The following is a 25,179-nucleotide window of genomic DNA, read 5'->3' as shown; positions in this document are numbered from 1 at the left end:
GAAACGCCTTTGCGCCGATGATAGTGCACGGACGTGTGTGAAAGTAGGTCATCGTCAGGCTCTTATACCGAAAAACCCCCGCTTGTGATCAAGTGGGGGTTTTTTTATGCCCGCTCGATACCGCCCCCTAACTCGGGCTCTGGTTCCTCTTATTTCTCTTACTCGCCCAATAAGCTGTGCTCATCGAGCAGCGCATACACAATGCGGTGATCGGCATCCAAGGCTCGACGTATCGCCGCAGGAAGCGTTTGTTGGGTTTTTTTACAGAGTCCGGTTTGCGATTCAAATCGAATGCTAAGGCCTCTAACCGTACGGACCTCGCCCTCACCAGCTTGAACCATTAGTTGGATACCTAGTTGCTCGTTCATACGGTGTAGAAGGTGGCGTAACTCTTGTAGGCTACTGATGCGCTCAATCCGTGCTATGAGGCGTTTTTCTTCTTCTTTCGTTAGCCTTAATATGCGTGTGTCCGATGTGGGATTGGACAATAGTGCTTCCCGACCGCAATCGCAAGCTCCGGGTGGACAGGGTTGACGTAAGGGGTAGGAGGGTGTCATGGCCATGGCGAAACTAGAACTTTCAATGGTCAATTAGGGGCACGAGTACTGTCTTTGTACGGGGAGTAATGTTTGTTTGTTGATGTGTTAATACTTTGTCATTACACAATAAGCACGTTTCTGTGACTATATTGGGTCGATTTGATCAGACATGTCAATAAACTTGTGTCTACGATAAAACAGAAAGTCACTAAAGCATTACAATGAGTATGAGCTAGACGTTGGTTGTTAAGTGCGGCCATCCATCAAATACGTTACAGGAGATATGTATGTCCCAGTCTGACTTGCCCGAAATCGAGCAAGGGTTGCCGTTCCGTAAGCTTGTCCATGTGGTTTACGCGTTATTCGCCATTGGTATTGTAAGCATGGGCGTTTTTGGGGCGAGTATTATTGCATCCGTGGTACTGGCTTACTATAAGCGTAGTGATGTGGCGGGTACGATTTACGCCGCTCATTTAGATTGGATTATTAAAACCTTTTGGTGGGGCTTGCTGTGGTTATCCATTAGCGGTGTGTTGACCATGATCTTTATCGGTTGGATTACCGGTGCCATTGCATTAATTTGGGTAATATTCCGTGTAATTAAAGGGTGGTTGGCTCATTTTTCAGGCCAGTCTCCTGAGCTCGAGTGATGCACTGAATTTCGAATTAAAACAATTGCCCGCTGAGTGCGGGCAATTAGCAATACGATATCCCTATCGTTAAAAACGATAGTAGTTTGGCAAAGAGCTGAAGCCCGAATGGGTTTATGTTAAGTGCGCACTCACAAGTTTAGTCAGTTCGAACATGGAAACTTGCTCTTTACCGAATAAAGGCCTGAGCTTATCGTCGGCATTAATATTACGACGATTAGCTGGGTCTTGAAGATCGTGCTTTTTAATATATTCCCAGATTTTTTTGGTTACTTCGGTGCGCGGTATGGCTTCAGAGCCAATGATCGCTGCCAATGTGGGACTAGGAGTAACAGGCTTCATAAACCCAGTGTTTGGTTTTTGGGCGGGCTTTTTGCTGTTGGCCATAAGACGACTCCTGTGAAATGATTGATATACAACGGTATGTCACTTGTTGCAGCATACCGCGAGTTGGAGTGAACTCCAACAAAACGACTTTGTTTATTTACTTGGGATCAGGTGCATTAGAGTATGACAACGATTCAAACACACACCATTACACGGCCCGATGATTGGCATTTGCATTTACGCGATGGAGAGATGCTCCAAGCCATTGTTGGCCACACCACTGCACAGTTTGATCGTGCCATTATTATGCCGAATTTAACGCCTCCGGTTACGACTACCGAGCAAGCGCGGGCGTATCATGCACGAATTTTGTCTGCACTTAAAAGCTCAGACGGCATCAACACAAATTTTAAGCCGTTGATGACACTCTATCTTACTGATAATACCGACCCGGCAGAGATACGTACTGCCAAAGAATCAGGGTTGGTTCATGGTGTGAAGTTATATCCGGCCGGAGCGACTACGAACTCTGATGCTGGGGTAACGAATCTGTTGAAACATTGCGCTAAAACCTTGGAGGCAATGCAAGAGGTGGGCATGCCTTTATTGATGCATGGTGAAGTCACCGATCCTAGCGTTGATATTTTTGACCGTGAGGCGGTTTTTATTGATCGCGTGATGATTCCCTTGCGCAAGCAGTTTCCAGCGCTAAAGGTGGTTTTTGAGCACTTAACAACGGCAGAGGGCGTGGCGTATGTGTCTGATGCCGAGGGGCCCGTCGCGGCAACCATTACGCCTCATCACCTACTGTATAACCGTAATGCCTTGTTTGTGGGGGGGTTACGCCCTCATTGGTATTGCCTACCGGTGCTTAAACGAGAACTCCATCGTGAAGCATTATTAAAGGCGGCAACAGGCGACACAGGCCGGTTTTTTCTTGGCACTGATAGTGCGCCTCATTCGCGAGGACGCAAAGAGCAAGACTGCGGTTGCGCAGGCTGTTATACGGCGTTTCATGCGATGGAGCTTTATGCTACTGCATTTGATTCAGTTGGAAAAATTGATCGTTTGCAGGCCTTTGCCAGTGAGAATGGTCCGGCCTTTTATGGTCTGGAGCCAAATAGCGGAACCTTAACCTTAGAGAAACGTAGTTTTGATATTCCGGTGAGTCTGTCCTTGGGCGCGGATGAGATTGTTCCACTTGCGGGTGGCACGGAGTTAACGTGGTCAGTTAAAACGTCGTAGTTGGGCTCTTGATATGGAAAATGCCACTCTAGGGAGGGATGCCTAGAGTGGCATTTTTATTTTTGCTAAGATGTGGGCCTTTTAGCTCACAGGCAATGAAATGTGGATGCGAATAACTCAGCCTTTATTTTCTAACGTTTCCCAACGTTCGAATAGCTGCGTTAACTCATCGTCAAGCGCAGTCAGTTTTTGGTTTATTTCGTTGGCTTTATCGGGCCCATCTTTATAAACGTCAGGGTCGGCTAAGGCCTTAGCCAATTCACTTTGCTGGGTTTCGATTTCAGCTATTTTTTCTGGTAAGGCTTCCAGCTCTTTTTCCTCCCAAGAGGCTAAGCGGGAAGAGCGCTGCGAACGAGTGTTCTTGTCATCGTTGATTTTTGTGCTTTCTTTTTTGCCCGTTGTCTTAGGGGCAGGGCTAGAGGTAGAAGAGGTCGCTTGTGCCTGAGGCTCGGGTCGCTGAGCCAACCATTCGTCGTATCCGCCTACATACTCTTGCCAATGCCCGTTGCCTTCTGCGGCAATGACTTGCGTCACCACGTTATTCAAAAAGCTTCGGTCATGACTGACCAGCAAAACCGTGCCTGTGTAGTCTTGCAAGAGCCCTTCAAGTAATTCTAGTGTTTCGATATCAAGGTCATTCGTAGGCTCATCCAACACCAAGATGTTAGTGGGTTGAGCAAACATACGGGCAAGCGTTAGGCGTGCTCGCTCGCCTCCGGAGAGGGTGCGAACAGGAGAATGAGCGCGTGCGGCGGGGAAGAGGAAGTCTTCCAGGTAACTCATTACGTGTTTGCGTTGATTGCCGATTTCAACCCATTCGGTGCCAGGGCTGATCGTTTCAACTAATGAGGCCGATTCATCTAGCCCTGTACGCATCTGATCGAAATAACCAATACTTAAACTTGTACCGTGACGAACGGTTCCTGTCGTGGGCTTAAGCTTGCCAAGCAAAATACGAAGTAAGGTAGTTTTGCCCGCGCCGTTTGGGCCGATGAAGCCGATGCGATCGCCTCGCATGAGTACGGTCGAAAAATCATCAATGAGTGTTTTATCGTTAAACGAGTGGCTGATGTTCAGGGCTTCGGCCACGAGCTTTCCTGAGCGCTGGCCTTCGGATACCGCAAATCGTACGTTACCTGCTCGTTCGCGACGCGCCGAGCGTTCTTTGCGTAGCGCTTCAAGGCGTCTGACACGGCCTTCATCTCGAGTGCGACGTGCCTGAACCCCTGTGCGAATCCACACTTCTTCTTGAGCTAGAAATTTATCAAATTTAGCGTTCTGCTGTTTTTCGGCCTCAAGCCATTCTGCTTTACGTTCTTGCCAAGCGCTAAAGTTGCCGGGGAAGCTAAAGAGCTGGCCTCGGTCAAGCTCGATAATTCGTGTGGTGACAGCATCCAGAAAGTGGCGGTCATGGGTAATAACAATGACGCTTCCACGAAATGAGAGCAGTAGTTGTTCGAGCCAAAGAATGCCATCAAAGTCTAAATGGTTAGTGGGCTCGTCGAGCAATAAGAGATCGGGTTCGTCGACCACGGCTTTGGCCAAAGCCACGCGTTTACGCATCCCGCCCGATAAGGTTTGTGTGAGGGCGTCGGGGGGGAGGCCCAACTGGTCGATAAGGGTATTAACCCGTGCTGGTCGTTGCCAATCTTCGGTTTCGGTGAAGTCGGCACACAGGTAATCATAAATGCTTTGATCTGGAGGGAGTTCAGGCTCTTGCTCAACGGTGGCAATTTGTAGCCCGATGCTACGCATAATTTGTCCATCGTCGGGCTGTAAGCGTCCATCAAGCAGCTTTAACAGCGAGGACTTACCTGCACCATTTCGCCCGATTAGGCCGCAACGTTCTCCAGCATGAATGGTGATGCTGGTCCCATCGAGTAAAGGGTGGTGACCGAACGCAAGCTGAATATCAGTTAGCGTAATCAGATTGATCGACATAAGACTCCAAAAAAATCAGAATAAAGCATGAACTTCTCTATTGTCGCAGGTTACAATGCTTGTTGTGAGGCAGGCTGGGCAATCGCGGTAATAAATTATCGAGGAAGGTCCGGACTCCGTAGAGCAGGATAGCGGCTAACAGCCGTCCGGTAGGGTAAGGCTTAGTCCGCGCTCTACCGAGGACTAGGGCCACAGAGACGAGTCTGCGGCGGCGGGCATGGTTTTACCGTGCACAATTACGGCTATCTCCGTAATTTAGTTTCTGTAAAGAAACTACCGCTGTAGGGTGAAACGCGGCAACCTCTATCCGGAGCAACATCAAATAGGCATACGTTAGCTTCGGCTTATATGGGCGGCTCGCCCGAGTATGCGGGTAGATGGCTAGAGCGTGCTAGTAATAGCACGCCCAGACGAATGATTGCCAACCAAGCGATTGGTTTACAGAATCCGGCCTATAGGCTTGCCTCACATTTTATCTTGTTTCGCCCTTCCTATCTTCGCTTTGCGCATTTCTTGCGTTTTATACAGCGAACACTTCAATAAGTCAGACATTGTTAGGGATTGAAAGCATGCTCTCACATGGTTTTCCCTTGTAATCGCATAAATGACTTTGAGTTGTACTCCCAATTTCTTGAATTTAAACCCTTTTTTGAAATGTCCGGCTTTAGCTGAAGTAAAGCTAAGTAGTTGTTGTCATTGAAAAAAAGTGTCTAGCATCTTGACCGTAGCGTGGTCTTGGCTTAGAGTGGGAAAAAGTAGGTTTTTGTGTAAAAAAGTGGGGAAAAGGCATGTTTCAGGGTAGTAGCGCTCTCACGCTGGATGCTAAGGGTCGGCTGTCCATTCCGACTCGGCATCGTGACGCGCTAACGGATCGTGAACAGGGCCGTTTAACCCTAACTCGACACCCCGATGGCTGCTTGTTGGTTTACCCACGTTCGTTGTGGGAAGAGAAGCGCCAGCAAATAGCCGCATTCCCTATGTCCGCCCGAGGTTTACAACGCTTGCTATTAGGTAGCGCGCAAGATGTAGACATGGATTCAGCCGGGCGTATTCTCGTGGCGCCCGAATTGCGTGCTGCCGTTGGTCTTGAACGAGAAGCTATGTTGTTAGGTTTAGGGGGGCATTTCGAGTTATGGAATGCCGCCGAGTTAGAACGTCGCCAAGCCGAAGAGTTGGCTCAAGGCATGTCGGAAGTATTTGAACAGTTTTCTTTCTGAGTCGACCCATGGAACTCATTCATCGTTCCGTATTGCTAGAGCCTACGGTTGCAGCGCTCGTCGACCCCGCGTTTTCAGCGAGGCGATTACGCTCGCTTGCCGATTTACAGCCCGTCGCTGGGGCTTTTGTTGACGCGACCTTTGGGCGTGGAGGGCACAGTCGTCAGTTGCTAAAGCAACTCACACCTGATGCCCGTTTATACGTTATTGATAAAGACCCCGAAGCAATTGCCATTGCTGAGCAGTTGGCAGCAGAAGATCCACGCGTTCATGTGATCCACGCGGGCTTTGTGTCCATCGTGGAAGAGTTACAGGCGCGTGGTGTTCATGCCATTGATGGGGTCATGATGGATTTAGGCGTTTCGTCACCCCAGCTTGACGATGCCGAACGTGGTTTTTCTTTTATGCGTGATGGCCCTTTGGACATGCGCATGAATAATGCAAGCGGCCTTACGGCTGCTCAATGGTTGGCTGAGGCCGACGTAGATGAAATTAAGGAGGTCATCGCAGATTATGGCGAAGAACGGTTTGCTTTCCAGATTGCAAAGGCGATTGCAGCTCGCCGCGAATCCGAGCCGCTGCGCACAACGCATGATCTCGCCGAGTTGGTCGCCAGTGTCGTCCGCTCGCGCGAAAAAGGTCACCACCCGGCCACTCGGACCTTCCAGGCTATACGGATTTACATCAACCGCGAGCTCGAGGAACTTGCGCATGCGTTACCGCTAATACTCGAGCTCCTCAACGATGGGGGGCGTCTAGCGATTATTAGTTTTCACTCCTTAGAAGATCGCATCGTGAAGCAGTTTATGACGGCGGCTACTAGGCCGGCTATGGCTCAGGCGCAGGCTCGCTTGCCCATCGCCGAGAAAGATATGCAGCAGCCTTGGTTGCGCGCATTGGGTAGAGTGCTTCCTACTGATGAGGATATTGACTTCAATGTGCGTGCCCGCTCTGCTGTATTGCGTGTGGCCGAGCGCACGGCGACGCCTCTTGAGACCGGTTGGCAGAGCGTTATCGACGAAGTTCGTCAGTACGCTGCGGTGGGCGGAGCGAACTCAAGAAAGGGGCGGCGCCGATGATACGTTTTGCTCTGGCGGTTTTGCTTATGCTTTCGGCTATATCGCTCGTTACTGCGCGCTATCAGGCCCGTGAGCTCTATGTAGCAGCAGAGCAATTATCGAACAAAGCGCGCGAGCTTGATACAGAGTGGCGTCGATTACAGCTTGAACGTGCAGAGCTTGCTCGAAACGCGCGTATTGATAATGTGGCACGACAAGACTTGGCCATGATTACGGGAAGCCCAGAAAGTACGATTTACTTGCGTGGCAAGCCGTTAAACTCGGCCGTTACTATCGGTGCTGACGGAGGTGGCCAATGAAGCGCTTCGGTTACCACGATAGTCCGGTGCTAGAGGGACGTTTACCAATGTGGCGAGCGAAACTCGTCTTGCTTGTGCTCATGATGGGTTTTTTGGCGTTGTTGGTGAAGGCACTTCACTTACAAGGCCTGTCTACTGAGTTTTTACAACAGCAAGGCGAGCGACGCTACGAGCGTACTTTGGTGCTTCCGCCGACGCGAGGAAAGGTTTTTGATCGGACAGGTAATGTTGTGTTGGCATCCAGTGTGCCTGTTCGTGCAGTATGGGCTATTCCTGACGATGCAAAAAAAGCCTCCTCAGAACAGCTAACTCAGCTTGGCCAGTTGTTGAGCATGCCGGTTGATGACATCAAACGACGTCTAGCGGTAGAGGACAAAAGTTTTGTCTACATACGTCGTCAGGTCGATGTGGATTTAGCCGCGCAGATTGCCGCTTTGCGAATTCCTGGAATCCATCAACAAGAAGAAATGCGTCGCTCTTATCCTGAGGGTGAGGGGATGGCGCATGTAATCGGTTTTACCAATATTGAAGACCAAGGTATTGAGGGTATTGAGCTCGCCTTTAATGAGGAACTGTCAGGTAAGCCCGGTTCAAGACGTGTCATTCGAGATCGCTTAGGCCGAGTGATTGACGACGTGCGTGATGTTATCCCGCCCGTCCACGGACAAGACCTACACCTCTCTATTGATGCAGGTTTACAGTTTGATGCTTATTCTGCTTTGAAAAAAGGCATGCAAGAGCATAATGCGGTGGCGGCAGCGGCCATTGTGCTTGATGCACAAACAGGCGAGGTTTTAGCGTTGGCTAACCTTCCCACTTACGACCCCAATGATCGTGGTGATCGCAAGGGAAGTGCGTTGCGTAACCGAGTCATTACGGACACGTTCGAACCCGGTTCTATTATGAAGCCCTTCACAGTGGCTTTAGCCCTCGATAACAAAAAAATTAGCACGGCGACTCAGTTTGATACGGGCAATGGTCGGTATCGCTATCAAGGTAATACCATCTCCGACGTGAGTAAAAACGGGGTGTTGGATGCTGCCGGCATTTTGCGTCGATCCAGTAACATTGGTATGACCATGATTTCGGAATTATTAACGTCCGAAGAAATGTGGACTACCTTTACGTCATTGGGTTTTGGTCGGGCACCGCAAACCAGCTTTCCTGGGGCTGCGGCCGGACGTTTAAGACCTTGGGAAAGATGGCGCCCTATTGAGCGTGCCACGATGGCTTATGGGTATGGCTTTTCGGCGTCGTTAATACAAATTGCTCATGCTTTCACGGCCTTTGCTAGAGACGGCGACATGGTGTCGCTGACTTTGCTTAAACGAGAAACCAATCCCACCAGCGTTCAGGTGTATAGCCCTGAAGTGGCTCGTTTGGTGCGAGGCATGCTTGAAGCCGCAGCAGGCCCTGACGGGGCCCGTTTGGCGCAAGTACAAGGGTACCGCGTAGCAGGCAAGAGCGGTACGGCACGAAAAATAGTGGATGGTAAGTATAGTAAATCGAGCTATCGAAGCTCATTTGTGGGCTTTGCTCCCGTATCCAATCCGCGCATTGTGGTCGCGGTGAGTATCGATGAGCCTCGTGGTAATGGTTATTACGGTGGGCGTGTAGCCGCCCCCGTTTTTTCAGAGATAGTGGCTAGTAGCTTGCGCCGTATGGGTGTGCAGCCTGATGCCCCAGTTGAGTCATTGGTGGCCATCAGCCCCAATGGGGAGAAACGACAATGAATGCGGCTAATGATGTATTGCAGTGGTTAAGAAGTAATGTGGCGCCGGACGCCCAGTTATGCTTAGATTCCCGTCAAATTCAAAGCGGTGATGTCTTTTTTGCGTCGCCAGGCATAGCCGGTGATGGGCGCGATTTTATTGAAGCGGCGTTAGAGCGTGGAGCTGGAGCCATCGTACTTGAAAAGCGCCAAGGTTCTTTTCCTGAGTTAAAGGTACCCAGTCTTCAAGTTGAAAACTTAAGCGCGTTGCTTGGTGAGATTGCCCACGAGTGGTGGGGTAAGCCATCTGAAGAGCTAAAGGTCATTGCCGTAACGGGGACCAATGGGAAAACGTCCTGCGTTCAGTGGATCGCTGCGATGTTAAATAATTCAGAGATTCCATGCGGTACGGTCGGTACATTGGGTGTCACACTTCCCGATGGTACGAATCTGGGCGGCGAGCTCACCACCCCCGATGTGTTGACCATGCATAAAAGCTTGGCGCTATTGCGTGACGCGGGTGCCAATTTAGTAGCGCTTGAAGCCTCTTCCATTGGTATAGAGCAAGGTCGTCTGGATGGCGTACGTATTAAAATTGCGGCCTTCACTAACTTGTCGCATGATCACCTCGATTACCATTTAACGCTTGAAAACTACCGTGCGGCCAAGGCTCGCCTTTTTGCAACCAATGGTTTGCATAGTGCGGTGCTAAATGCCGATGACGCCTTCGGCCAAGCCTTGTTGAATAGCGATATTTCCGCGAATAAAGTGTCCTATTCCATGAAGGATAGCTCTGCACTGCTGTATGTCGATGATCTACATACTGGGGCAGATGGACAGGTTTTCAATGTGGTGACAGCGCACGGAACGGCTCAAATCTTGACTCGCTTATTGGGCGACCATAACGTATCGAATCTGCTGTTAGTGGCTGGCGTGTTACGCGAATTAGGATGGCCAATCGCAAAGATCGCTCGTTTGATTGCTACCTTGGGGCCTGTGCCGGGACGTTTGGAAATTGTCGATGGTGTGGCCGCATTAGGTAAGCATGTTCCTACACCTCTTGCTGTGGTGGATTATGCCCACACACCGGATGCCTTAGAGCGGGCGTTAACGGCATTGCGTGCCGTAGCGCAGGTTCGTGGCGGAAAGCTGATTTGTGTTTTTGGGTGTGGCGGTGATCGTGATACAGCGAAACGACCCCTGATGGGTGAAATAGCGGGACGTTTAGCCGATGAGGTTATCGTTACCGATGATAATCCCCGTAGCGAAGACCCCAACCAAATTGTCAGAGACATCCAGCAGGGCTTAAGCGCTCAACATCTCGTACAGCAAGATCGTGCCAAGGCAATTTTGCAAGCGATTTGGTTTGCTGAGCCTGCAGATTTGATTCTGATCGCTGGTAAAGGACATGAAACGTTTCAAGAGATCAAAGGTGAGCTCTTCCCCTTCGACGACAGAGAGTGGGCGCGTTTTGCCTTAAGTTGGTTGCGTGGTCCAGCGTTGTCAACCGACACGCGTAACTTGCAACAGCAGGACTTATTTGTGGCAATTAAAGGTGACCGATTCGACGGTCATGATTATTTGCTACAAGCGGCCGAAAAAGGAGCCTGCGCTGCGCTGGTGGAAACGCCAAACAAGGCACTGAGACTTGTGCAGTTCGTGTTGGGTGACACGCGTAAAGCGTTAGCGAAAATGGCGCAGGTGTGGCGCCAGAAGTTTGATATTCCGGTGATAGCGGTATGCGGGAGTAATGGTAAAACCACCACCAAGGAAATGATCGCATCGATTTTTAGAGCGCATTTTGGTCAGGGTAATACCGTCGCTACAATTGGTAACTTTAATAACGAATTAGGTGTGCCGCTATCCGTTTTGCGTTTGCGTAATCACCATCAAGCTGCTGTTTTCGAGTTAGGGATGAATCATCCCGGCGAAATAGCGGTGTTGGCCAACATCGTTTCGCCCACGATTGCTTTAGTGAATAATGCGCAGCGTGAACATCAAGAGTTCATGCATACGGTTGAAGCAGTGGCCGACGAGAATGGCGCTGTGCTCAGTGCCTTAGAGCAGGATGGCACGGCTATTTTCCCCGGGGACGACGTGTTTACGCCGGTTTGGCAAGGCCTGGCTGGTGAACGCCGCTGCTTGACGTTCGGTTTTGGTTCAAATTTGGACGTGCGAGCCGAACAGATTCACGCTAACCCTACCCATACTCCATTTCAATTGTATGTGCTGGAGCAAGAGGCAGGGGTCATTCTTAAGTGCCCTGGTGTGCACAACTTACGTAACGCTTTAGCCGCGAGTGCTTGCTCTTTTGCTGCAGGTGTAGAGCTGGCGGAAATTGTTACAGGTTTGCAAGATTTTCGTCCTGTAGAGGGCAGAATGCAGCCTAAGGCTCAAGCCGGTGGTTTTCAGTTAATTGATGACAGTTATAATGCCAACCCCGATTCGGTGCGGGCTGCCATTGATGTCTTAGCGCAGCTTAATGGGCCTAAGGTTTTAGTGTTAGGTGACATGGGCGAGGTCGGGGCGGACAGCGAAGCGGTCCATGCCGAGGTGGGTGCCTATGCTAAAGAGCAGGGAATTACACACTTATTGGCTTTAGGAACTGACGCCACATTTGCAGCACAAGCTTACGGTGAAGCGGCGCAAAGTTTCGAAAATATCGATTTGCTTATTACTCAGCTGATTAAACTGGCGCCGGCGCATATCCTTGTCAAAGGATCGCGCAGCACTCGTATGGAGCGGGTAGTGCAAGCTTTAGAAACCTATTATATGAAAGAGGAAGGGGCTAATAATGCTTCTTGAGTTGGCGCGATGGCTCGCTGAGTCGCATATTCGTGCCTTTGGGGTTTTTGAGTACATCACCTTTAGGGCTGTGTTGGCGAGTGCAACCTCACTCGCCATAGGCCTACTTTGCGGACCTTGGGTGATACGTCGCTTGACCGAACTAAAAATCGGTCAGGCTGTACGTGCTTACGGACCCGAATCACATTTGCAAAAAAACGGCACGCCCACAATGGGCGGCGTGCTGATTTTAATTTCTATCGGTGTGAGCACCCTGTTATGGGCTGACTGGACCAACCGCTTTGTGTGGGTGGTGTTGCTCGTGACCTTCGGCTTTGGTTGGATTGGCTGGGCGGATGATTACAAGAAAGTCGTGAATCACGACCCTGAAGGTATGTCATCCAGACAAAAGTTTTTTTGGCAGGCATTGATTGGCGTTGTTGCAGCCATTTATCTGACGTTTGCAGTGGCCGTGCCTGCAACAGGTGAATTATGGCCCTTGTTCCGTGATTGGGTGATGAGTGGTTTCACCATGCCGTTGCCAACTCGCGCCGACTTGATCGTTCCGTTCTTCAAAAGCGTTAGTTACCCTCTGGGCGTATTCGGTTTTGTGACATTGACGTGGCTCGTTATTGTGGGATCCAGCAACGCAGTGAACTTAACCGACGGACTCGATGGTTTGGCCATTATGCCCACCGTTATGGTCGGGAGCGCTTTAGGCATTTTTGCTTACGTAGTTGGTCGGGTTGATTACTCAAAGTATTTACTGTTCCCCTATATTCCGGGGGCGTCCGAGTTGATGGTGATCTGCGCTGCCATTGCAGGAGCCGGTTTGGCCTTTTTGTGGTTCAACACGTATCCCGCTCAAGTGTTTATGGGAGATGTGGGCGCCTTAGCTTTAGGGGGCGCCTTGGGAACCATAGCCGTTATTGTCCGCCAAGAGATCGTGTTCTTCATTATGGGAGGCGTGTTTGTTGTAGAGACCTTGTCCGTCATGTTGCAAGTGACTTGGTTTAAGTACACCAAACGGCGATACGGAGAAGGGCGACGAATATTTAGGATGGCGCCACTGCATCATCACTTTGAAGTCAGTGGCTGGAAAGAAACACAAGTTGTTGTGCGCTTTTGGATTATCACCATGATGTTGGTGTTGGTTGGGCTTTCTACGTTGAAATTACGATGACTACTTACCACTTCCCCTCGGTTCGAACTGACGGCCTAACCCTTATTCTGGGTTTGGGGGAGACAGGTGTTGCCGCAGCAACGTGGTGCTTGGATCAAGGTGCGCAAATCCGCATTGCAGACACGCGTGAGTCTAGCGCTGCTGCACAGGAATTAGCGTCGCAACATCCTCAGTCTGTAGCGTTAAGTCTTGGTGACGACGCATTGCATCCCGATGTATTACGGGATGTTCATACCGTGGTATTAAGCCCTGGCTTGTCCCCACTGCAGCAGGAAGTAAAACAGCTACTTCTGTTAGCGGAGCAACAAGGAATATCGGTCATCAACGAGATTGAGCTATTTGCCTTGGCGCTTGCTGATTTAAAAAAGCAGCATCATTACACGCCTACCGTGTTTGCGATAACCGGCACAAATGGAAAAACCACCGTTACGGCATTGATTCGCCACATGTTAGAGTCGGCCGGATTGCATGCGGTCAGTGCGGGAAATATCAGTCCCGCTGCAATCAGTGCGCTCAGTAATGCCGTGGCAGCAGGGCAATTGCCCGATGCGTGGGTGATTGAGCTATCCAGCTTTCAATTACACTCGGTGCGCTCCTTACAGGCTGATGTCGCTTGCGTACTGAATATCTCTCAAGATCATCTTGATTGGCACGGTTCATTTGACGCTTATCAGGCGGCAAAAGCGCGCATCTTTGACTCTGCTCGGCTTAAGGTCGTTAATCGTGACGATTCGGCTACCTTGGCAATGATTAACGACATCAAGCTTGATCAGGTGCGTAGCTTTGGCGCCGGAATCCCTACGTTTGACGGTGATTTGGGCTTGTGTGCTGAGCAAAGTGGATTGTGGCTTTGTGCTGCAGAGACATCCAAAGAGCACATTACTGAAGCGAATCAGGGGCAGCGGTTGGAAGGACGTCCAACGCCGTTGATGCCCACTGAGGTCTTACGGGTTCGGGGCCAGCATAATGTACTCAATGCCTTAGCGGCTTTAACCCTGTGTCGAAGTGCGGGCTTAGCGTGGGAGCCTTTGTTATTGGCTTTACGTGATTACAGCGGAGAGCCGCACCGAGTTGAATATGTTCGCACCATACGCGGTGTGAGTTTTATTAACGATAGCAAAGGTACGAACGTTGGTTCGACTGTTGCGGCCTTAACCGGCTTGGATCAGCGGGTGGTGTTAATTGTAGGGGGGTTGGGTAAAGGGCAAGATTTTCGTCCTTTAGTCGACGCGGTACAACGAGCAGAGGTAGTCGCTTTAGTATTGTTGGGCGCATCGGCCCCTGAGCTTGCACAGGTTCTAGCGGTAACGGCTGTACCTCAGTTTGTGGCAACGGATATGGCGAATGCAGTTCATATCGCGTTTACGCAAGCCGCCGAGGGAGACCTTGTGTTGTTATCCCCAGCTTGCGCCAGTATGGATATGTTTGATAGTTACGTGCACCGTGGCAATGTATTTATGTCAGAGGTCACAGAGCTAGCTCTTGAAAACGGGGAGGTCGCATGAGTCTACTTTCCGATTTGGGTTCTAGCATCAATGCTGTGCGTCCTGGACGTACCGCCTTACCAGCCATCGATATCGCATTACTGTCGGCTGCCGTCATGTTGGCGGCTTTTGGCCTGTTAATGGTCTATTCGGCATCCATAGCGTTGGCTGATGGCCCTCGCTATGAAAGTTACGGACGTTATTACTTTGTCATTCGCCATGCTGTATTTCTAAGCATTGGTTTTTTAGCGGCTTTATTTACGGCCAGCGTATCGATGCACGTATGGCAAAAGTTATCTGTGCCGCTCTTCACGATTGGTATCGTGTTGTTGATGGTGGTACTGATTCCCGGGATTGGGCATGAGGTTAATGGTGCGCGTCGTTGGTTGCCCCTTGGCCCCATTAACTTTCAACCCTCTGAGCTAATGAAGCTTGGCATCCTATTGTTTGCGGCAGATTACACCGTTCGTAAACAAGAGCACATGCAAACTTTCCTGCGTGGGTTTTTACCCATGGCCCTAACGTTAGCTGGCGTAGGTGTGTTGCTGTTGTTAGAGCCTGACTTAGGTGCCTTCATGGTGATCGTTGCCATCGCGATTGGCATCATCTTTATCGGCGGATTGAACGTTAAGCTTTTTGCTTCGTTATTAAGTTTGTTGCTAACTAGCTTTTTACTTCTTATCTGGATGTCCCCGTGGCGTCGTGAACGTTTGTTTGTTTACTTAGACCCTTGGAATCCGGATAACGCCTACGGCAGCGCCTATCAGTTATCGCACTCTTTAATTGCCTTGGGACGAGGCGAGTGGTTTGGTGTGGGATTAGGCTCCAGTGTAGAAAAATTGCACTATTTGCCCGAGGCGCACACGGACTTTATTGTCGCTGTGATTGGGGAAGAGCTAGGCTTTGTCGGCGTGGGCGCTTTGATTCTCGCGTTCGGTTTTATCGTATGGCGTGGTTTCGAAATTGGCCGACAAGCCATTGCCATGGATCGTTTATATAACGCCATGATCGCTCAAGGTGTTGCGGTCTGGTTTGGCGTGCAAACCTTTATTAATATCGGTGTGTGCTTAGGCTTACTTCCCACCAAAGGGCTCACACTTCCTTTGGTTAGTTATGGTGGCACAGGCATTGTGGCCAACCTTGTTGCCGTGGCGTTTTTGCTTCGCGTGGATTTCGAGAACCGTAACTTGATGCGGGGGAAACGCACATGAGCAAAACACTGCTAATTATGGCTGGCGGGACGGGTGGTCATATCATGCCGGGTTTAGCCGTGGCGCATGAAATGCGGGCTCGTGGCTGGAAGGTGGTGTGGTTAGGTAGCCCTGATCGCATGGAGGGCCAGCTTGTCCCCGAGCATGGTTTCCAGCTAGAGGCCCTGCATTTTTCAGGGGTGCGCGGTAAAGGCGCACTGAGTTTAATCAAGTTGCCGTTCACGTTACTTAAGGCGTGTTTAGCTTCCCGACGTATTCTGCAGCGAGTTCGTCCCGATGTGGTCTTGGGCATGGGAGGCTATGTCGCCTTTCCGGGTGGGTTGATGTCTTATCTGCAGCGTATCCCGCTCGTCGTGCATGAACAAAATGCCATCGCTGGCACAGCAAACCGTTGGCTTGGGCGGATGGCGACGAAAACGCTTGTGGGTTTTCCGGGTGCGCTAGCTGGTGCGGTGATGGTGGGTAATCCTGTACGCTCCTCTTTCCGTCATGTAGCCCCACCTGAACAGCGCTTTACCGAGCGTAAAGGGCCATTACGCGTGTTGGTTGTGGGTGGAAGCTTAGGTGCTGCACCGTTGAATCAGACTATTCCTGCCGCGTTGGCTTTATTGCCAGCCGAGCAACGGCCTGTTGTCTTGCATCAGGCGGGGAAACAGCATTTGGAATCAGTGAAGGCTCGTTATGCGGCGTTGGGTGTAGAGGCAACGTGCACCGCTTTTATTGCCGATATGGCGCTTGCCATGGCCGATGCTGACTTACTAATTTGTCGAGCCGGTGCTATGACGGTGGCCGAGGTGGCCGCAGCAGGGGTACCTGCTCTGTTTATACCGTTACCTCATGCCATCGATGATCACCAGACGGCGAATGCACGTTATTTAACAGATTGTGGGGCGGGTTGGCTTCAACCCCAACCAGAGTTCAGTGCTGAATGGCTGGCCCAATGGTTAAGTGCGTGTAACCGCACTGATTTACGGCATGCGGGAGAGCATGCTCAAGAACACGCCCAGTTCAATGCGACCGAGCAAATCGCGGACGCATGTGAAGTATTAGCACGGAGGGCGGAATGAAACACCGCATTAAACAAATACATTTTGTAGGAATAGGCGGCTCAGGGATGAGCGGTATTGCCGAGGTGATGCTGAATTTGGGCTACGCCATCAGTGGATCCGATATTCAAGAGTCCGCGGTAACGCGACGTCTAGCCAAGTTGGGCGCACGCATTGTTATTGGTCATCGCGCTGAGAATGTGCAGGGAATGGGGGCCTTGGTGACCTCTACTGCTATTTCGGGCGATAACCCAGAAGTGCTCGCTGCGCGAGCTGCTCGTATTCCAGTGGTACCACGCGCGCTGATGCTTGCTGAGCTGATGCGTTTAAAACGTGGAATCGCGGTAGCGGGGACACACGGTAAAACAACAACCACCAGTTTGGTCGCTAGTATCTTAGCGGCTGGCGAGTTGGATCCCACCTTTGTCATCGGTGGACGTTTAAATTCAGCCGGGGCAAATGCTCGCTTAGGGCAAGGCGAATACATTGTGGTGGAAGCGGACGAGTCGGACGCATCATTTCTTAATTTATTGCCAGTGATGGCGATTATTACGAACATTGATGTTGACCACATGGACACCTACGGCCACGACGTGGCCCGACTTAAAAGTGCGTTTATCGATTTCACCCACAAGCTGCCTTTTTACGGTAGTGCGGTGGTGTGCGTGGACGATCCCAACGTACGTGAAATTATGCCTTTTATTTCGCGGCCGGTGACCACCTACGGTATTGAGCAGCCAGCTCAAGTGCGAGCCGTTAATTTACGCTGCGAAGGAACACGCATGTGTTTCGACGTAGAGCGTCAAGGCAGCGTTGGTGAGCTTCCCCTGTTGTCTGTGCGGTTGAATTTGCCTGGCTTGCACAACGTGTTAAATGCCTTGGGCGCCATCGCGGTGGCGACTGAGCTAGGAGTCTCTGATAAAGACATCTCTCGTGCGTTGTCTGAGTTTACCGGAGTGGGTCGACGCTTCTCACAGGTGGGTGATTTCGCTGTACCCGAAAATCATGGTGGTGGACACTTCACACTGGTTGATGATTACGGGCATCACCCCAATGAAATGGCGGCAACGCTTGCTGCGGCGCGTGGCGCCTGGCCAGACAGACGTATTGTTTTGGCTTTCCAGCCTCATCGTTATACCCGCACACGAGATTGTTTTGAGGATTTCGTCCGGGTACTAAGTGATGCGGATGCTGTGTTGCTTACTGAGGTTTTTGCAGCAGGGGAAGACCCCGTTATTGCAGCTGATGGAAGGGCGCTATCCAGAGCGATTCGTGTAGCAGGGCGCGTGGAACCCGTTTTTATCCCTGATATTGAAAGTTTTCCACAGGCTATTTTAGATTTCGTACGTGATGGTGATGTGGTGGTAACGATGGGAGCCGGCAGCATTAGCCGAGTGCCCGCCCGCCTAGGAGAGTTGGCATGAGTACAGGGTTTGGTCGCGTTGGAGTGCTGTACGGCGGTCGCTCCGCAGAGCGAGAAGTTTCGCTGATGTCTGGGCAAGGCGTATATGAAGCATTGCTGAGCAAAGGCGTGGATGCGCACTTATTCGATACCGGAGAGCGCACCTTAGCAGAGCTAGCCGATCAAGGTTTTGATCGCGTATTCATTGTATTGCACGGACGCTATGGAGAAGACGGCACCATTCAGGGCGCACTTGAATTGCTTAATATCCCCTACACCGGTAGTGGCCCGATGGCATCCAGTTTGGCGATGGACAAAATCATGACCAAACGGGTGTGGTTGCAGTGCGGGTTGCCCACGCCTGAGTTCGCGCTGGTGGAATCGGCAGCAGATGTGGCAGGTTTGGAGAAAACGCTAGGGCTACCGTTCATTATGAAACCGCCCCACGAAGGCTCTACCGTAGGCTTTACCAAAGTGCAAAGCGTTACTGAGGTTGACGCAGCCTATCGTTTAGCTGCGCATTTTGACAACAAGGTGCTGGCAGAGCGTTTCATACAAGGTCGTGAGCTTACGGTACCGGTTTTAGGTACAGGGGACGCCGCACGGGCCTTACCGGTGATTGAAATCGTGGCACCAGACGGAAACTACGATTTTGAGAATAAGTACATCAGTGATGAAACACAGTATTTTTGTCCCGCGGATCTTCCTTCTGCCTTAAGCGATGAAATTCGCGAATTGGCGCGTCGTTCTTATTTGGCGCTGGGATGTGAAGGATGGGCTCGAGCAGATTTCATGCTGGATGAGCAAAACAAGCCGTGGCTATTGGAGATTAACACCACCCCTGGAATGACCAGTCACTCGCTAGTGCCCATGGCGGCCAAGGCAGAAGGCTTAAGTTATGCCGATTTGTGTGTGTTGATTCTTGAATCAGCCAGTTTGAAGCTTCGTGCTGTAGCACGCTTAGTGGAGTAGAAACAGCTATGTTCGCGGATGCACGTCTTACTAACTTTATTGCGAATGTGCTAGCTGTGCTAGCTGTTTCTGCAATATTAGTAAGTGTCATCGTGTGGTCAATTAGACGCCCTTATTTTGCAGTACAGCGTGTCCACATCGAAGCGTTGCATAGCGAACATTTAAGCTACGTTACGCCTGCTACGGTTAACGCGACGGTAGCAGGACGATTACAAGGAAATTTTTTTACCATTGATTTAAACGAGTCCAGAGCGTTGATTGAAACGGCCCCTTGGGTACGTCGAGCACAAGTTAAACGGGTTTGGCCCAACACGTTATTAGTGAAAATTGAAGAGCAGCAGCCCTTAGCGTATTGGAATGAGAATGAAATGATCAATACATGGGGCGAAGCTTTTGCGGCAAATGAAGCCGTCATTAGTGATGACGTGGTGTTGCCCCAGTTAAATGGTCCTAACTTCTCTGAACGGTTGGTGGTGCAGCGATACGCAGAAGTCGCCCGATGGATTGCTCCAATGGGTTTAAGCGTACGAGAAGTGACGCTAAGTCCACGTTATGCATGGGAAGTTGTGTTGTCTGATGGCATGCATTTGAACTTGGGGCGCGATCCCGCCGCTGACATTGCTGATCCACATGGGCGATCAGGAGCGTTGCCGTTCGCAGCGCGGATCGAACGTTTTGTACAAGCTTGGCCCGCATTATTACAACGCTTGGGAGACCGAGCGGTAGCTAGTGCAGATTTACGATATACCAACGGGTTTGCCATAACGTTGGCCCCGCTTACCCCTATTCCACAGTGAAATAATAGTTATGACCCGTGACATTAAAGATTTAATCGTTGCACTTGATATCGGCACCAGCAAAGTCGTGGCGGTGGTGGCTGAGATTTTGCCTGAAGGGCGCTTTGAGGTGCTGGGCCTTGGTCAGCACGAGTCGCAGGGTATGCGTAAAGGGGTGGTGGTCAATATTGAAACAACCGTTAACTCGATACAGCGTGCGCTTGAAGAAGCAGAGCTAATGGCAGACTGCAAAATCCGCGAGGTTTATACCGGTATTGCGGGAAGCCATATCACCAGCTTTAACTCTAGCGGCATGGTGGCAGTGAAAGATAAAGAGGTAACAGCAACCGATGTTGCCCGAGTGATTGAGACCGCTAAAGCCGTCAATATTCCGACGGATCAGCAAGTACTGCACGTATTAACTCAAGAGTTTATTGTCGACTCACAAGAAGACATACGTGAACCCATAGGGATGAGTGGCTTACGTCTGGAAGTACGTGTACACATCGTGACGGGCGCAGTAAGTGCAGCTCAGAATATTGTTAAGTGCGTTCGCCGGTGCGGACTCGAAGTGCACGATTTGATTTTGCAACCGTTGGCATCCAGCCTGTCGTGTTTGACGTCCGATGAGAAAGAATTGGGTGTGGTGTTGATCGATATTGGCGGGGGAACGACTGACATCGCGATCTACACCGGTGGAGCGATACGGCACACCGATGTCATTCCGATTGCGGGTGATCAAATTACCAGCGATATCGCAGCGATGTTGCGCACTCCCACGCCGGATGCTGAAGAAATTAAATTACGTTTTGGTGTGGCCAGACAAGGTTTGGCGAATAGTGACGAGTTAATCGAGGTGCCTGGGTTGGGTGATCGGCCGAATCGTCAGGTGAAGCGCCAGTCGCTGGGGGCGGTAATCGAACCTCGTGTTGAAGAGCTTTTCACCTTTGTGCAGCAAAGCCTACGTGAGTCGGGTTATGAAGATCTGCTGTCTTCTGGCGTGGTGTTAACCGGAGGAACCGCGTTACTACCCGGTATTGTCGAGGTCGCAGAGGATGTGTTTCTTAAGCCCGTTCGCGTAGCAGTACCTGCCTATAACGGTAGCTTAGCGGACGTCATGCGTAACCCACGTTTTTCTACGGTAATGGGTTTGTTGACAGAAGCACGTATGCAACATGCACGTGGTCGTAAAGTGGCGCAGCAAAAGGGTAGCGTGAAAAGCTTGTTAGCGCGCATGAAAGAGTGGTTTATGAATTAAAGGTAGTTTGTGGGTGGAAAGCTAAGGTCTGAGTTTAGTGGTTGAGGTACAGAGCAAGGTTTTCCAAGAGGCACTTCAATAATATTGCGAATTTCAAGTTGGCACTGTTAGTGAAGTGATTCTAAATTTTTGCAGTATCGGGGCGGCAAGACGTTTCTTGCCATTATGTACTTGTGAGGGAGTCAATAATGATGAACTTTGAAATGCTAGACACAAACAGCAATTCGACTGTTATCAAGGTAATAGGCGTGGGTGGCGCCGGTGGTAATGCGGTAACCCACATGATTCGTTCGGGTGTGCAAGGCGTTGATTTCGTCTGCGCAAACACAGATTCACAGGCGTTAGCCAGTAGCGAAGCACCTGTGCAAATTCGTTTAGGTCGTTCAGGTCTGGGTGCGGGCGCCAAGCCTGATCAAGGCCGTGCAGCGGCTGAAACCGCTCGCGAAGAAATTCGTGCAGCATTGAACGGCGCCCACATGGTGTTTATCACTGCTGGTATGGGTGGCGGTACTGGAACCGGTGCGGGTCCAGTGGTTGCTGAGGTTGCTAAAGAGCTCGGTATTTTGACCGTGGGTGTGGTCACTAAGCCTTTTGATTTCGAAGGGGCTCGCCGTTTAAAAATGGCAGAAGAAGGTATTGACGAGCTGTCCAAACACGTGCACTCCTTAATTGTCGTGTTGAATGAAAACCTTTACGACTTAATGGACGACGAAGCAACGCAAGAAGATTGCTTTAAAGCGGCCGATGATGTCTTGCATAATGCTTGCGCGGGTATTGCCGAGATCATTAATGTAGAGGGTAACGTTAACGTCGACTTTGAAGACGTTAAAACCATTATGGGCGAGCAGGGTCAAGCCATGATGGGTACAGCGGTAGCGTCGGGTGAAGGGCGTGCTCGTGAAGCGGCAGAGCGTGCTATTGCCTGCCCATTGCTAGAAGGCGTGGATTTGCATGGTGCTCGTGGCATGCTGGTTAACATCACATCGGGCCGTAATTTGAAGTTGCGTGAAACACGTGAAATTATGGATACGATTCGTGGCTATGCTGCCGAAGATGCTACCGTGATTTTCGGTACCGCCTACGACGACAACATGGGTGATGAGTTGCGTGTCACCGTTGTAGCGACCGGATTGGGTCGTGCACAAGCGCGTCCACAACTGGTTCAAAACAATGAGCAAGTTCTGCGTACGGGTACAGACAATCAGCCCGTTTCTGAGTTTGATTACGCGAACGCCGATGTGCCAGCCGTAATTCGCAATCCTCGTAGTCAAGCGTCAGCCCAAGTGCGTGCATTAGAAACAGCGGGTATGGATCATTTCGATATCCCTGCTTTCTTGCGCAAACAAGCTGATTAAGCTAGACGGTTAATCGCGCATTCCCCGATTTGCGCGTCGACTCTCGCACTTCAGCGTACCCATGTGGTTATGGGTACGCTGGACGCGAACGAGAAATAGGGGGCGTAGGTAAAGGAAGTGATCGTGTTTGGTCGTATCGAATCCGAGGTGTTTTTGCTAGTAGAACTTTTCGATTCCTTACACTAAAAGCGCAAGTGCTTTCAAATAACGGTTACAATCGACATTGAATACTGTCAATAGTGAATAAATAACAATGTTACGTCAACGCACAATCGCTAAAGCAATCAGCACTAAAGGGGTGGGCCTGCACTCAGGGCGCCGCGTAGAAATTACGCTACGTCCTGCAGCCCCCAATACTGGTGTTGTGTTTCATCGCGTTGATTTACCTGAAGTGGTCGAACTACCGGCCCAAGCCAGTCTGGTCGGTGGAACTCGTATGGCTTCGGTATTGCAAAAAGATAAGGTGCGCGTTTCGACGGTAGAGCACTTGATGTCAGCGCTTGCGGGTTTAGGCATTGATAATATTCACATTGATTTAACCGCTGAAGAAGTTCCCATCATGGATGGTAGCGCAGGTACTTTTGTGTACTTGCTACGTTCTGCTGGTTTGCAAGAGCAAAATGCGCCTAAACAGTTTTTACGCGTGTTGAAACCGATAGAAGTGTCTGAAGGTGAAGGCGATGACTTGAAGTGGGCTCGCCTTGAACCTTACGAGGGTTTTGCGCTGCAGTTTTCTATCGATTTCCATCATCCCGCGATTAATGCCACAGCCAATTTTGCTGAGGTTGATTTCGCTAAAGACTCCTACATTAAAACGATTGCTCGTGCACGTACATTTGGTTTTGCAAGTGAAGTCGAAGCCTTGCGGGCAGTGGGTCTGGCACGCGGTGGTAGTTTAGACAACGCCATCGTCATGGACGAGTACCGAGTCTTAAACGCCGACGGCTTACGCTACGAAGACGAGTTCGTTAAGCATAAAATTCTTGATGCGATTGGTGACTTGTATTTAATTGGTCATCCATTAATCGCCCGTTATGTGGCGTGTAAATCGGGCCACGGGTTAAATAACCAGCTTGCACGAGCCCTGCTCGAAGCGCAGGATAGCTGGGAACTTGTCACCTACGATGTCGCTGAGCCCGCGGCAGCCGCGTATACCCAAGAGTGGAAATTTGCCTAATTAGGCTTCACATCGTACGGTTTTCTGCGTTATTCTTCTATATTGTCGGGTAGCGGCTGGTTTAGCTGTGGTTTTTAATAAGCTTAGCGACCGCATCGGCTAGCGCTCCGGGTGCCAGATTATCTTGTAACGTTTTAAACGCTTCGATAGCGTTAGCGTCAATCGGCTTTATCTCTCTAGGTGATTGTTCTATCACCCTTTTATATAAAGCGGCTTGCACCTGTACTCCAATGCCGTTAAGGTTCCAACCATCCTGATTTAAAGCCCGTAGTAGCGTGGGCGCAAGCTGTCGTAATTTCGCAGCGTGTGCGGGCGATGGAACTGCGAGCGTTAAATGTTGTCTGTCAATATGGGCCACTTTACATTCACGGCCCAGCGCCCCAGTTAGTGTATTAGCAATGGTGGTTTCAATTGCTAAGAACTGTCGTGCGGTATCGAGCACGTCCGAGCCGTACCTGTCGTTACCTAGCCAACGTATTGCAAGCTCTGCAGGTTTCTTGCTGCGGATGGGGTTTTTTTTAAAGTAATGTCGTGACATTTATTAAAGGTTTTGAGTGTGAAGCGAATTAAGCAAAGGCGCTTAACTGATTTTAGCGCTAAGGGGGTGCGTACCCTATTTATTACTGTAGCGGCAATGATCGGTTTAGGTGCTTCAGCGGTAGCTGGCGCTTTGGTTCAGTCTCAGTTTACTAGCCGTCCTACCTTAAGTGTAGAGCAAGAAAAAATACTGTCCGAGCAAGTGTCTCGTGACTCGGCCTATGTTCGCGAGACCATGAATCAGTTGGCGGCTCGTGTGGGTGATCTGCAAGCCAAACTTATTCAGATGGACAACTTAAGTAAACATGTAGCAGAAACCGCAGGTGTGTCGTATACCGACCCCGAGGTGGTTGCGGCCATGAATACGGAAGCGCAGAGCAGTCCCGAAGTGTTTGATAATGCACCTATCGATTGGAATGCCGAAGGTTTGGGTCGTAAGCTTGACTCATTAGCCTCGCAGCTCTCTGATCAGCAAGATTGGTTAACCATGTTGGATATGGTGATGGTTAAGCGCGCGGGCAATGAATCTGTCGTGCCGACCATCCATCCCGTGGATGCAGGCTACAGCAGCTCTGCATTTGGTTGGCGTCGTCACCCCGTAACCGGTAGACATGCCCTACACGAGGGGATGGACTTTGCTGCACCGATTGGCACGCCGATTGTAGCGGCTTCAGGTGGCATTGTTACCGAGGCTCGTTATGTGCCGGGATACGGAAAATTAGTTGAAATTAATCATGGCGGCGGCCTCGTAACGCGTTATGCTCATGCTTCGTCCATTACGGTACGACTGGGTGATGTGGTGGAAAAAGGTGAATTGGTTGCACGGGTGGGTAATACTGGCCGTACCACGGGGGCGCACCTGCATTTTGAAGTACATATGGCAGGGCAACCTGTAGATCCTGCTCTGTTTTTACCACGTATCCCCAGCTCGGATTCTCTGTTGGCATACAGCGATGCTGCAGAATCAAGCGAGTAGCGCACAGGTG

General features: G+C 50.5%; 22 protein-coding genes and 1 other RNA gene. 19 read left to right on the top strand and 4 right to left on the bottom strand.

Features of this window, described 5'->3' with window-relative positions; translation table 11 throughout:
• Positions 1-158 precede the first annotated feature (158 nt).
• The gene (locus AC2UZI_RS11525; RefSeq protein WP_486944006.1) at positions 159-557 is read right to left on the bottom strand and encodes a hypothetical protein; all 399 of its coding nucleotides are present in this window, start codon (positions 555-557) and stop codon (positions 159-161) included.
• Positions 558-826: 269 nt separating this feature from the next.
• Here AC2UZI_RS11525 and AC2UZI_RS11520 point away from each other — a divergent pair, with 269 nt between their 5' ends.
• Complete coding sequence (locus AC2UZI_RS11520) at positions 827-1,189, top strand: DUF4870 family protein (RefSeq protein WP_486944005.1); 363 nt, start codon at positions 827-829, stop codon at positions 1,187-1,189.
• 114 nt (positions 1,190-1,303) lie between these two features.
• Here AC2UZI_RS11520 and AC2UZI_RS11515 read toward each other — a convergent pair whose 3' ends face one another.
• Positions 1,304-1,576, bottom strand: coding sequence for an SWIB/MDM2 domain-containing protein (locus AC2UZI_RS11515; protein WP_486944004.1), 273 nt, complete (start codon positions 1,574-1,576; stop codon positions 1,304-1,306).
• Between the two features lie 123 nt (positions 1,577-1,699).
• Between AC2UZI_RS11515 and pyrC the strand changes: the two genes are divergently transcribed.
• Positions 1,700-2,761, top strand: a complete 1,062-nt coding sequence (pyrC, locus tag AC2UZI_RS11510; protein WP_486944003.1) for a dihydroorotase — start codon at positions 1,700-1,702, stop codon at positions 2,759-2,761.
• Between the two features lie 117 nt (positions 2,762-2,878).
• On the opposite strand, the gene AC2UZI_RS11505 is transcribed toward pyrC, so the two are convergent.
• Positions 2,879-4,702, bottom strand: coding sequence for an ATP-binding cassette domain-containing protein (locus AC2UZI_RS11505; protein ID WP_486944002.1), 1,824 nt, complete (start codon positions 4,700-4,702; stop codon positions 2,879-2,881).
• A gap of 66 nt (positions 4,703-4,768) precedes the next feature.
• On the opposite strand from AC2UZI_RS11505, the gene rnpB reads away from it, so the two are divergent.
• The 16 genes from rnpB (at position 4,769) to lpxC (ending at position 23,656) form a co-directional block, all read left to right on the top strand.
• Positions 4,769-5,173: RNase P RNA component class A (rnpB, locus tag AC2UZI_RS11500), an RNA gene on the top strand.
• Positions 5,174-5,490: 317 nt separating this feature from the next.
• The gene (gene mraZ, locus AC2UZI_RS11495) at positions 5,491-5,919 is read left to right on the top strand and encodes a division/cell wall cluster transcriptional repressor MraZ (RefSeq protein ID WP_486944001.1); all 429 of its coding nucleotides are present in this window, start codon (positions 5,491-5,493) and stop codon (positions 5,917-5,919) included.
• An 8-nt stretch (positions 5,920-5,927) separates the two neighbouring features.
• Positions 5,928-6,998, top strand: coding sequence for a 16S rRNA (cytosine(1402)-N(4))-methyltransferase RsmH (gene rsmH / locus AC2UZI_RS11490; RefSeq protein ID WP_486944000.1), 1,071 nt, complete (start codon positions 5,928-5,930; stop codon positions 6,996-6,998).
• Positions 6,995-7,297, top strand: a complete 303-nt coding sequence (ftsL, locus tag AC2UZI_RS11485; protein WP_486943999.1) for a cell division protein FtsL — start codon at positions 6,995-6,997, stop codon at positions 7,295-7,297. Before rsmH ends, ftsL begins: the two co-directional genes overlap by 4 nt.
• Positions 7,294-9,030 (top strand): peptidoglycan D,D-transpeptidase FtsI family protein, encoded by a 1,737-nt coding sequence (locus AC2UZI_RS11480; protein WP_486943998.1) that lies wholly within the window; start codon positions 7,294-7,296, stop codon positions 9,028-9,030. Before ftsL ends, AC2UZI_RS11480 begins: the two co-directional genes overlap by 4 nt.
• Positions 9,027-11,813 carry a bifunctional UDP-N-acetylmuramoyl-L-alanyl-D-glutamate--2,6-diaminopimelate ligase MurE/UDP-N-acetylmuramoyl-tripeptide--D-alanyl-D-alanine ligase MurF gene (gene murF / locus AC2UZI_RS11475; protein WP_486943997.1) on the top strand — a complete coding sequence of 929 codons (2,787 nt, stop codon included), beginning with the start codon at positions 9,027-9,029 and terminating at the stop codon, positions 11,811-11,813. Before AC2UZI_RS11480 ends, murF begins: the two co-directional genes overlap by 4 nt.
• Positions 11,803-12,975 carry a phospho-N-acetylmuramoyl-pentapeptide-transferase gene (mraY, locus tag AC2UZI_RS11470; RefSeq protein ID WP_486943996.1) on the top strand — a complete coding sequence of 391 codons (1,173 nt, stop codon included), beginning with the start codon at positions 11,803-11,805 and terminating at the stop codon, positions 12,973-12,975. The genes murF and mraY overlap by 11 nt, the downstream gene beginning before the upstream one ends.
• Positions 12,972-14,480, top strand: coding sequence for a UDP-N-acetylmuramoyl-L-alanine--D-glutamate ligase (gene murD / locus AC2UZI_RS11465; RefSeq protein ID WP_486943995.1), 1,509 nt, complete (start codon positions 12,972-12,974; stop codon positions 14,478-14,480). Before mraY ends, murD begins: the two co-directional genes overlap by 4 nt.
• Positions 14,477-15,670 (top strand): putative lipid II flippase FtsW, encoded by a 1,194-nt coding sequence (ftsW, locus tag AC2UZI_RS11460; RefSeq protein WP_486943994.1) that lies wholly within the window; start codon positions 14,477-14,479, stop codon positions 15,668-15,670. Before murD ends, ftsW begins: the two co-directional genes overlap by 4 nt.
• The gene (gene murG, locus AC2UZI_RS11455; RefSeq protein WP_486943993.1) at positions 15,667-16,737 is read left to right on the top strand and encodes an undecaprenyldiphospho-muramoylpentapeptide beta-N-acetylglucosaminyltransferase; all 1,071 of its coding nucleotides are present in this window, start codon (positions 15,667-15,669) and stop codon (positions 16,735-16,737) included. The genes ftsW and murG overlap by 4 nt, the downstream gene beginning before the upstream one ends.
• Positions 16,734-18,140: a UDP-N-acetylmuramate--L-alanine ligase gene (gene murC / locus AC2UZI_RS11450; protein ID WP_486943992.1), complete on the top strand. Its 1,407-nt coding sequence runs from the start codon at positions 16,734-16,736 to the stop codon at positions 18,138-18,140. The genes murG and murC overlap by 4 nt, the downstream gene beginning before the upstream one ends.
• Entirely contained in the window at positions 18,137-19,090 is a 954-nt protein-coding gene (locus AC2UZI_RS11445) for a D-alanine--D-alanine ligase (RefSeq protein WP_486943991.1), read from the top strand. The genes murC and AC2UZI_RS11445 overlap by 4 nt, the downstream gene beginning before the upstream one ends.
• A gap of 8 nt (positions 19,091-19,098) precedes the next feature.
• Positions 19,099-19,887 (top strand): cell division protein FtsQ/DivIB, encoded by a 789-nt coding sequence (locus AC2UZI_RS11440; protein WP_486943990.1) that lies wholly within the window; start codon positions 19,099-19,101, stop codon positions 19,885-19,887.
• 10 nt (positions 19,888-19,897) lie between these two features.
• Complete coding sequence (gene ftsA / locus AC2UZI_RS11435) at positions 19,898-21,124, top strand: cell division protein FtsA (protein WP_486943989.1); 1,227 nt, start codon at positions 19,898-19,900, stop codon at positions 21,122-21,124.
• 188 nt (positions 21,125-21,312) lie between these two features.
• Positions 21,313-22,479, top strand: coding sequence for a cell division protein FtsZ (ftsZ, locus tag AC2UZI_RS11430; RefSeq protein WP_486943988.1), 1,167 nt, complete (start codon positions 21,313-21,315; stop codon positions 22,477-22,479).
• A 253-nt stretch (positions 22,480-22,732) separates the two neighbouring features.
• The gene (lpxC, locus tag AC2UZI_RS11425) at positions 22,733-23,656 is read left to right on the top strand and encodes a UDP-3-O-acyl-N-acetylglucosamine deacetylase (protein WP_486943987.1); all 924 of its coding nucleotides are present in this window, start codon (positions 22,733-22,735) and stop codon (positions 23,654-23,656) included.
• 61 nt (positions 23,657-23,717) lie between these two features.
• On the opposite strand, the gene AC2UZI_RS11420 is transcribed toward lpxC, so the two are convergent.
• Positions 23,718-24,194, bottom strand: coding sequence for a DciA family protein (locus AC2UZI_RS11420; protein WP_486943986.1), 477 nt, complete (start codon positions 24,192-24,194; stop codon positions 23,718-23,720).
• 18 nt (positions 24,195-24,212) lie between these two features.
• On the opposite strand from AC2UZI_RS11420, the gene AC2UZI_RS11415 reads away from it, so the two are divergent.
• Positions 24,213-25,169 (top strand): M23 family metallopeptidase, encoded by a 957-nt coding sequence (locus AC2UZI_RS11415; protein ID WP_486943985.1) that lies wholly within the window; start codon positions 24,213-24,215, stop codon positions 25,167-25,169.
• Positions 25,170-25,179: the final 10 nt, after the last annotated feature.

The sequence above is a fragment of the Paenalcaligenes sp. DL 463 genome (genome assembly GCF_057475185.1).
The sequence above is the reverse complement of the archived record's forward strand: the minus strand, read 5'-3'. Positions and strand labels throughout refer to the sequence as shown.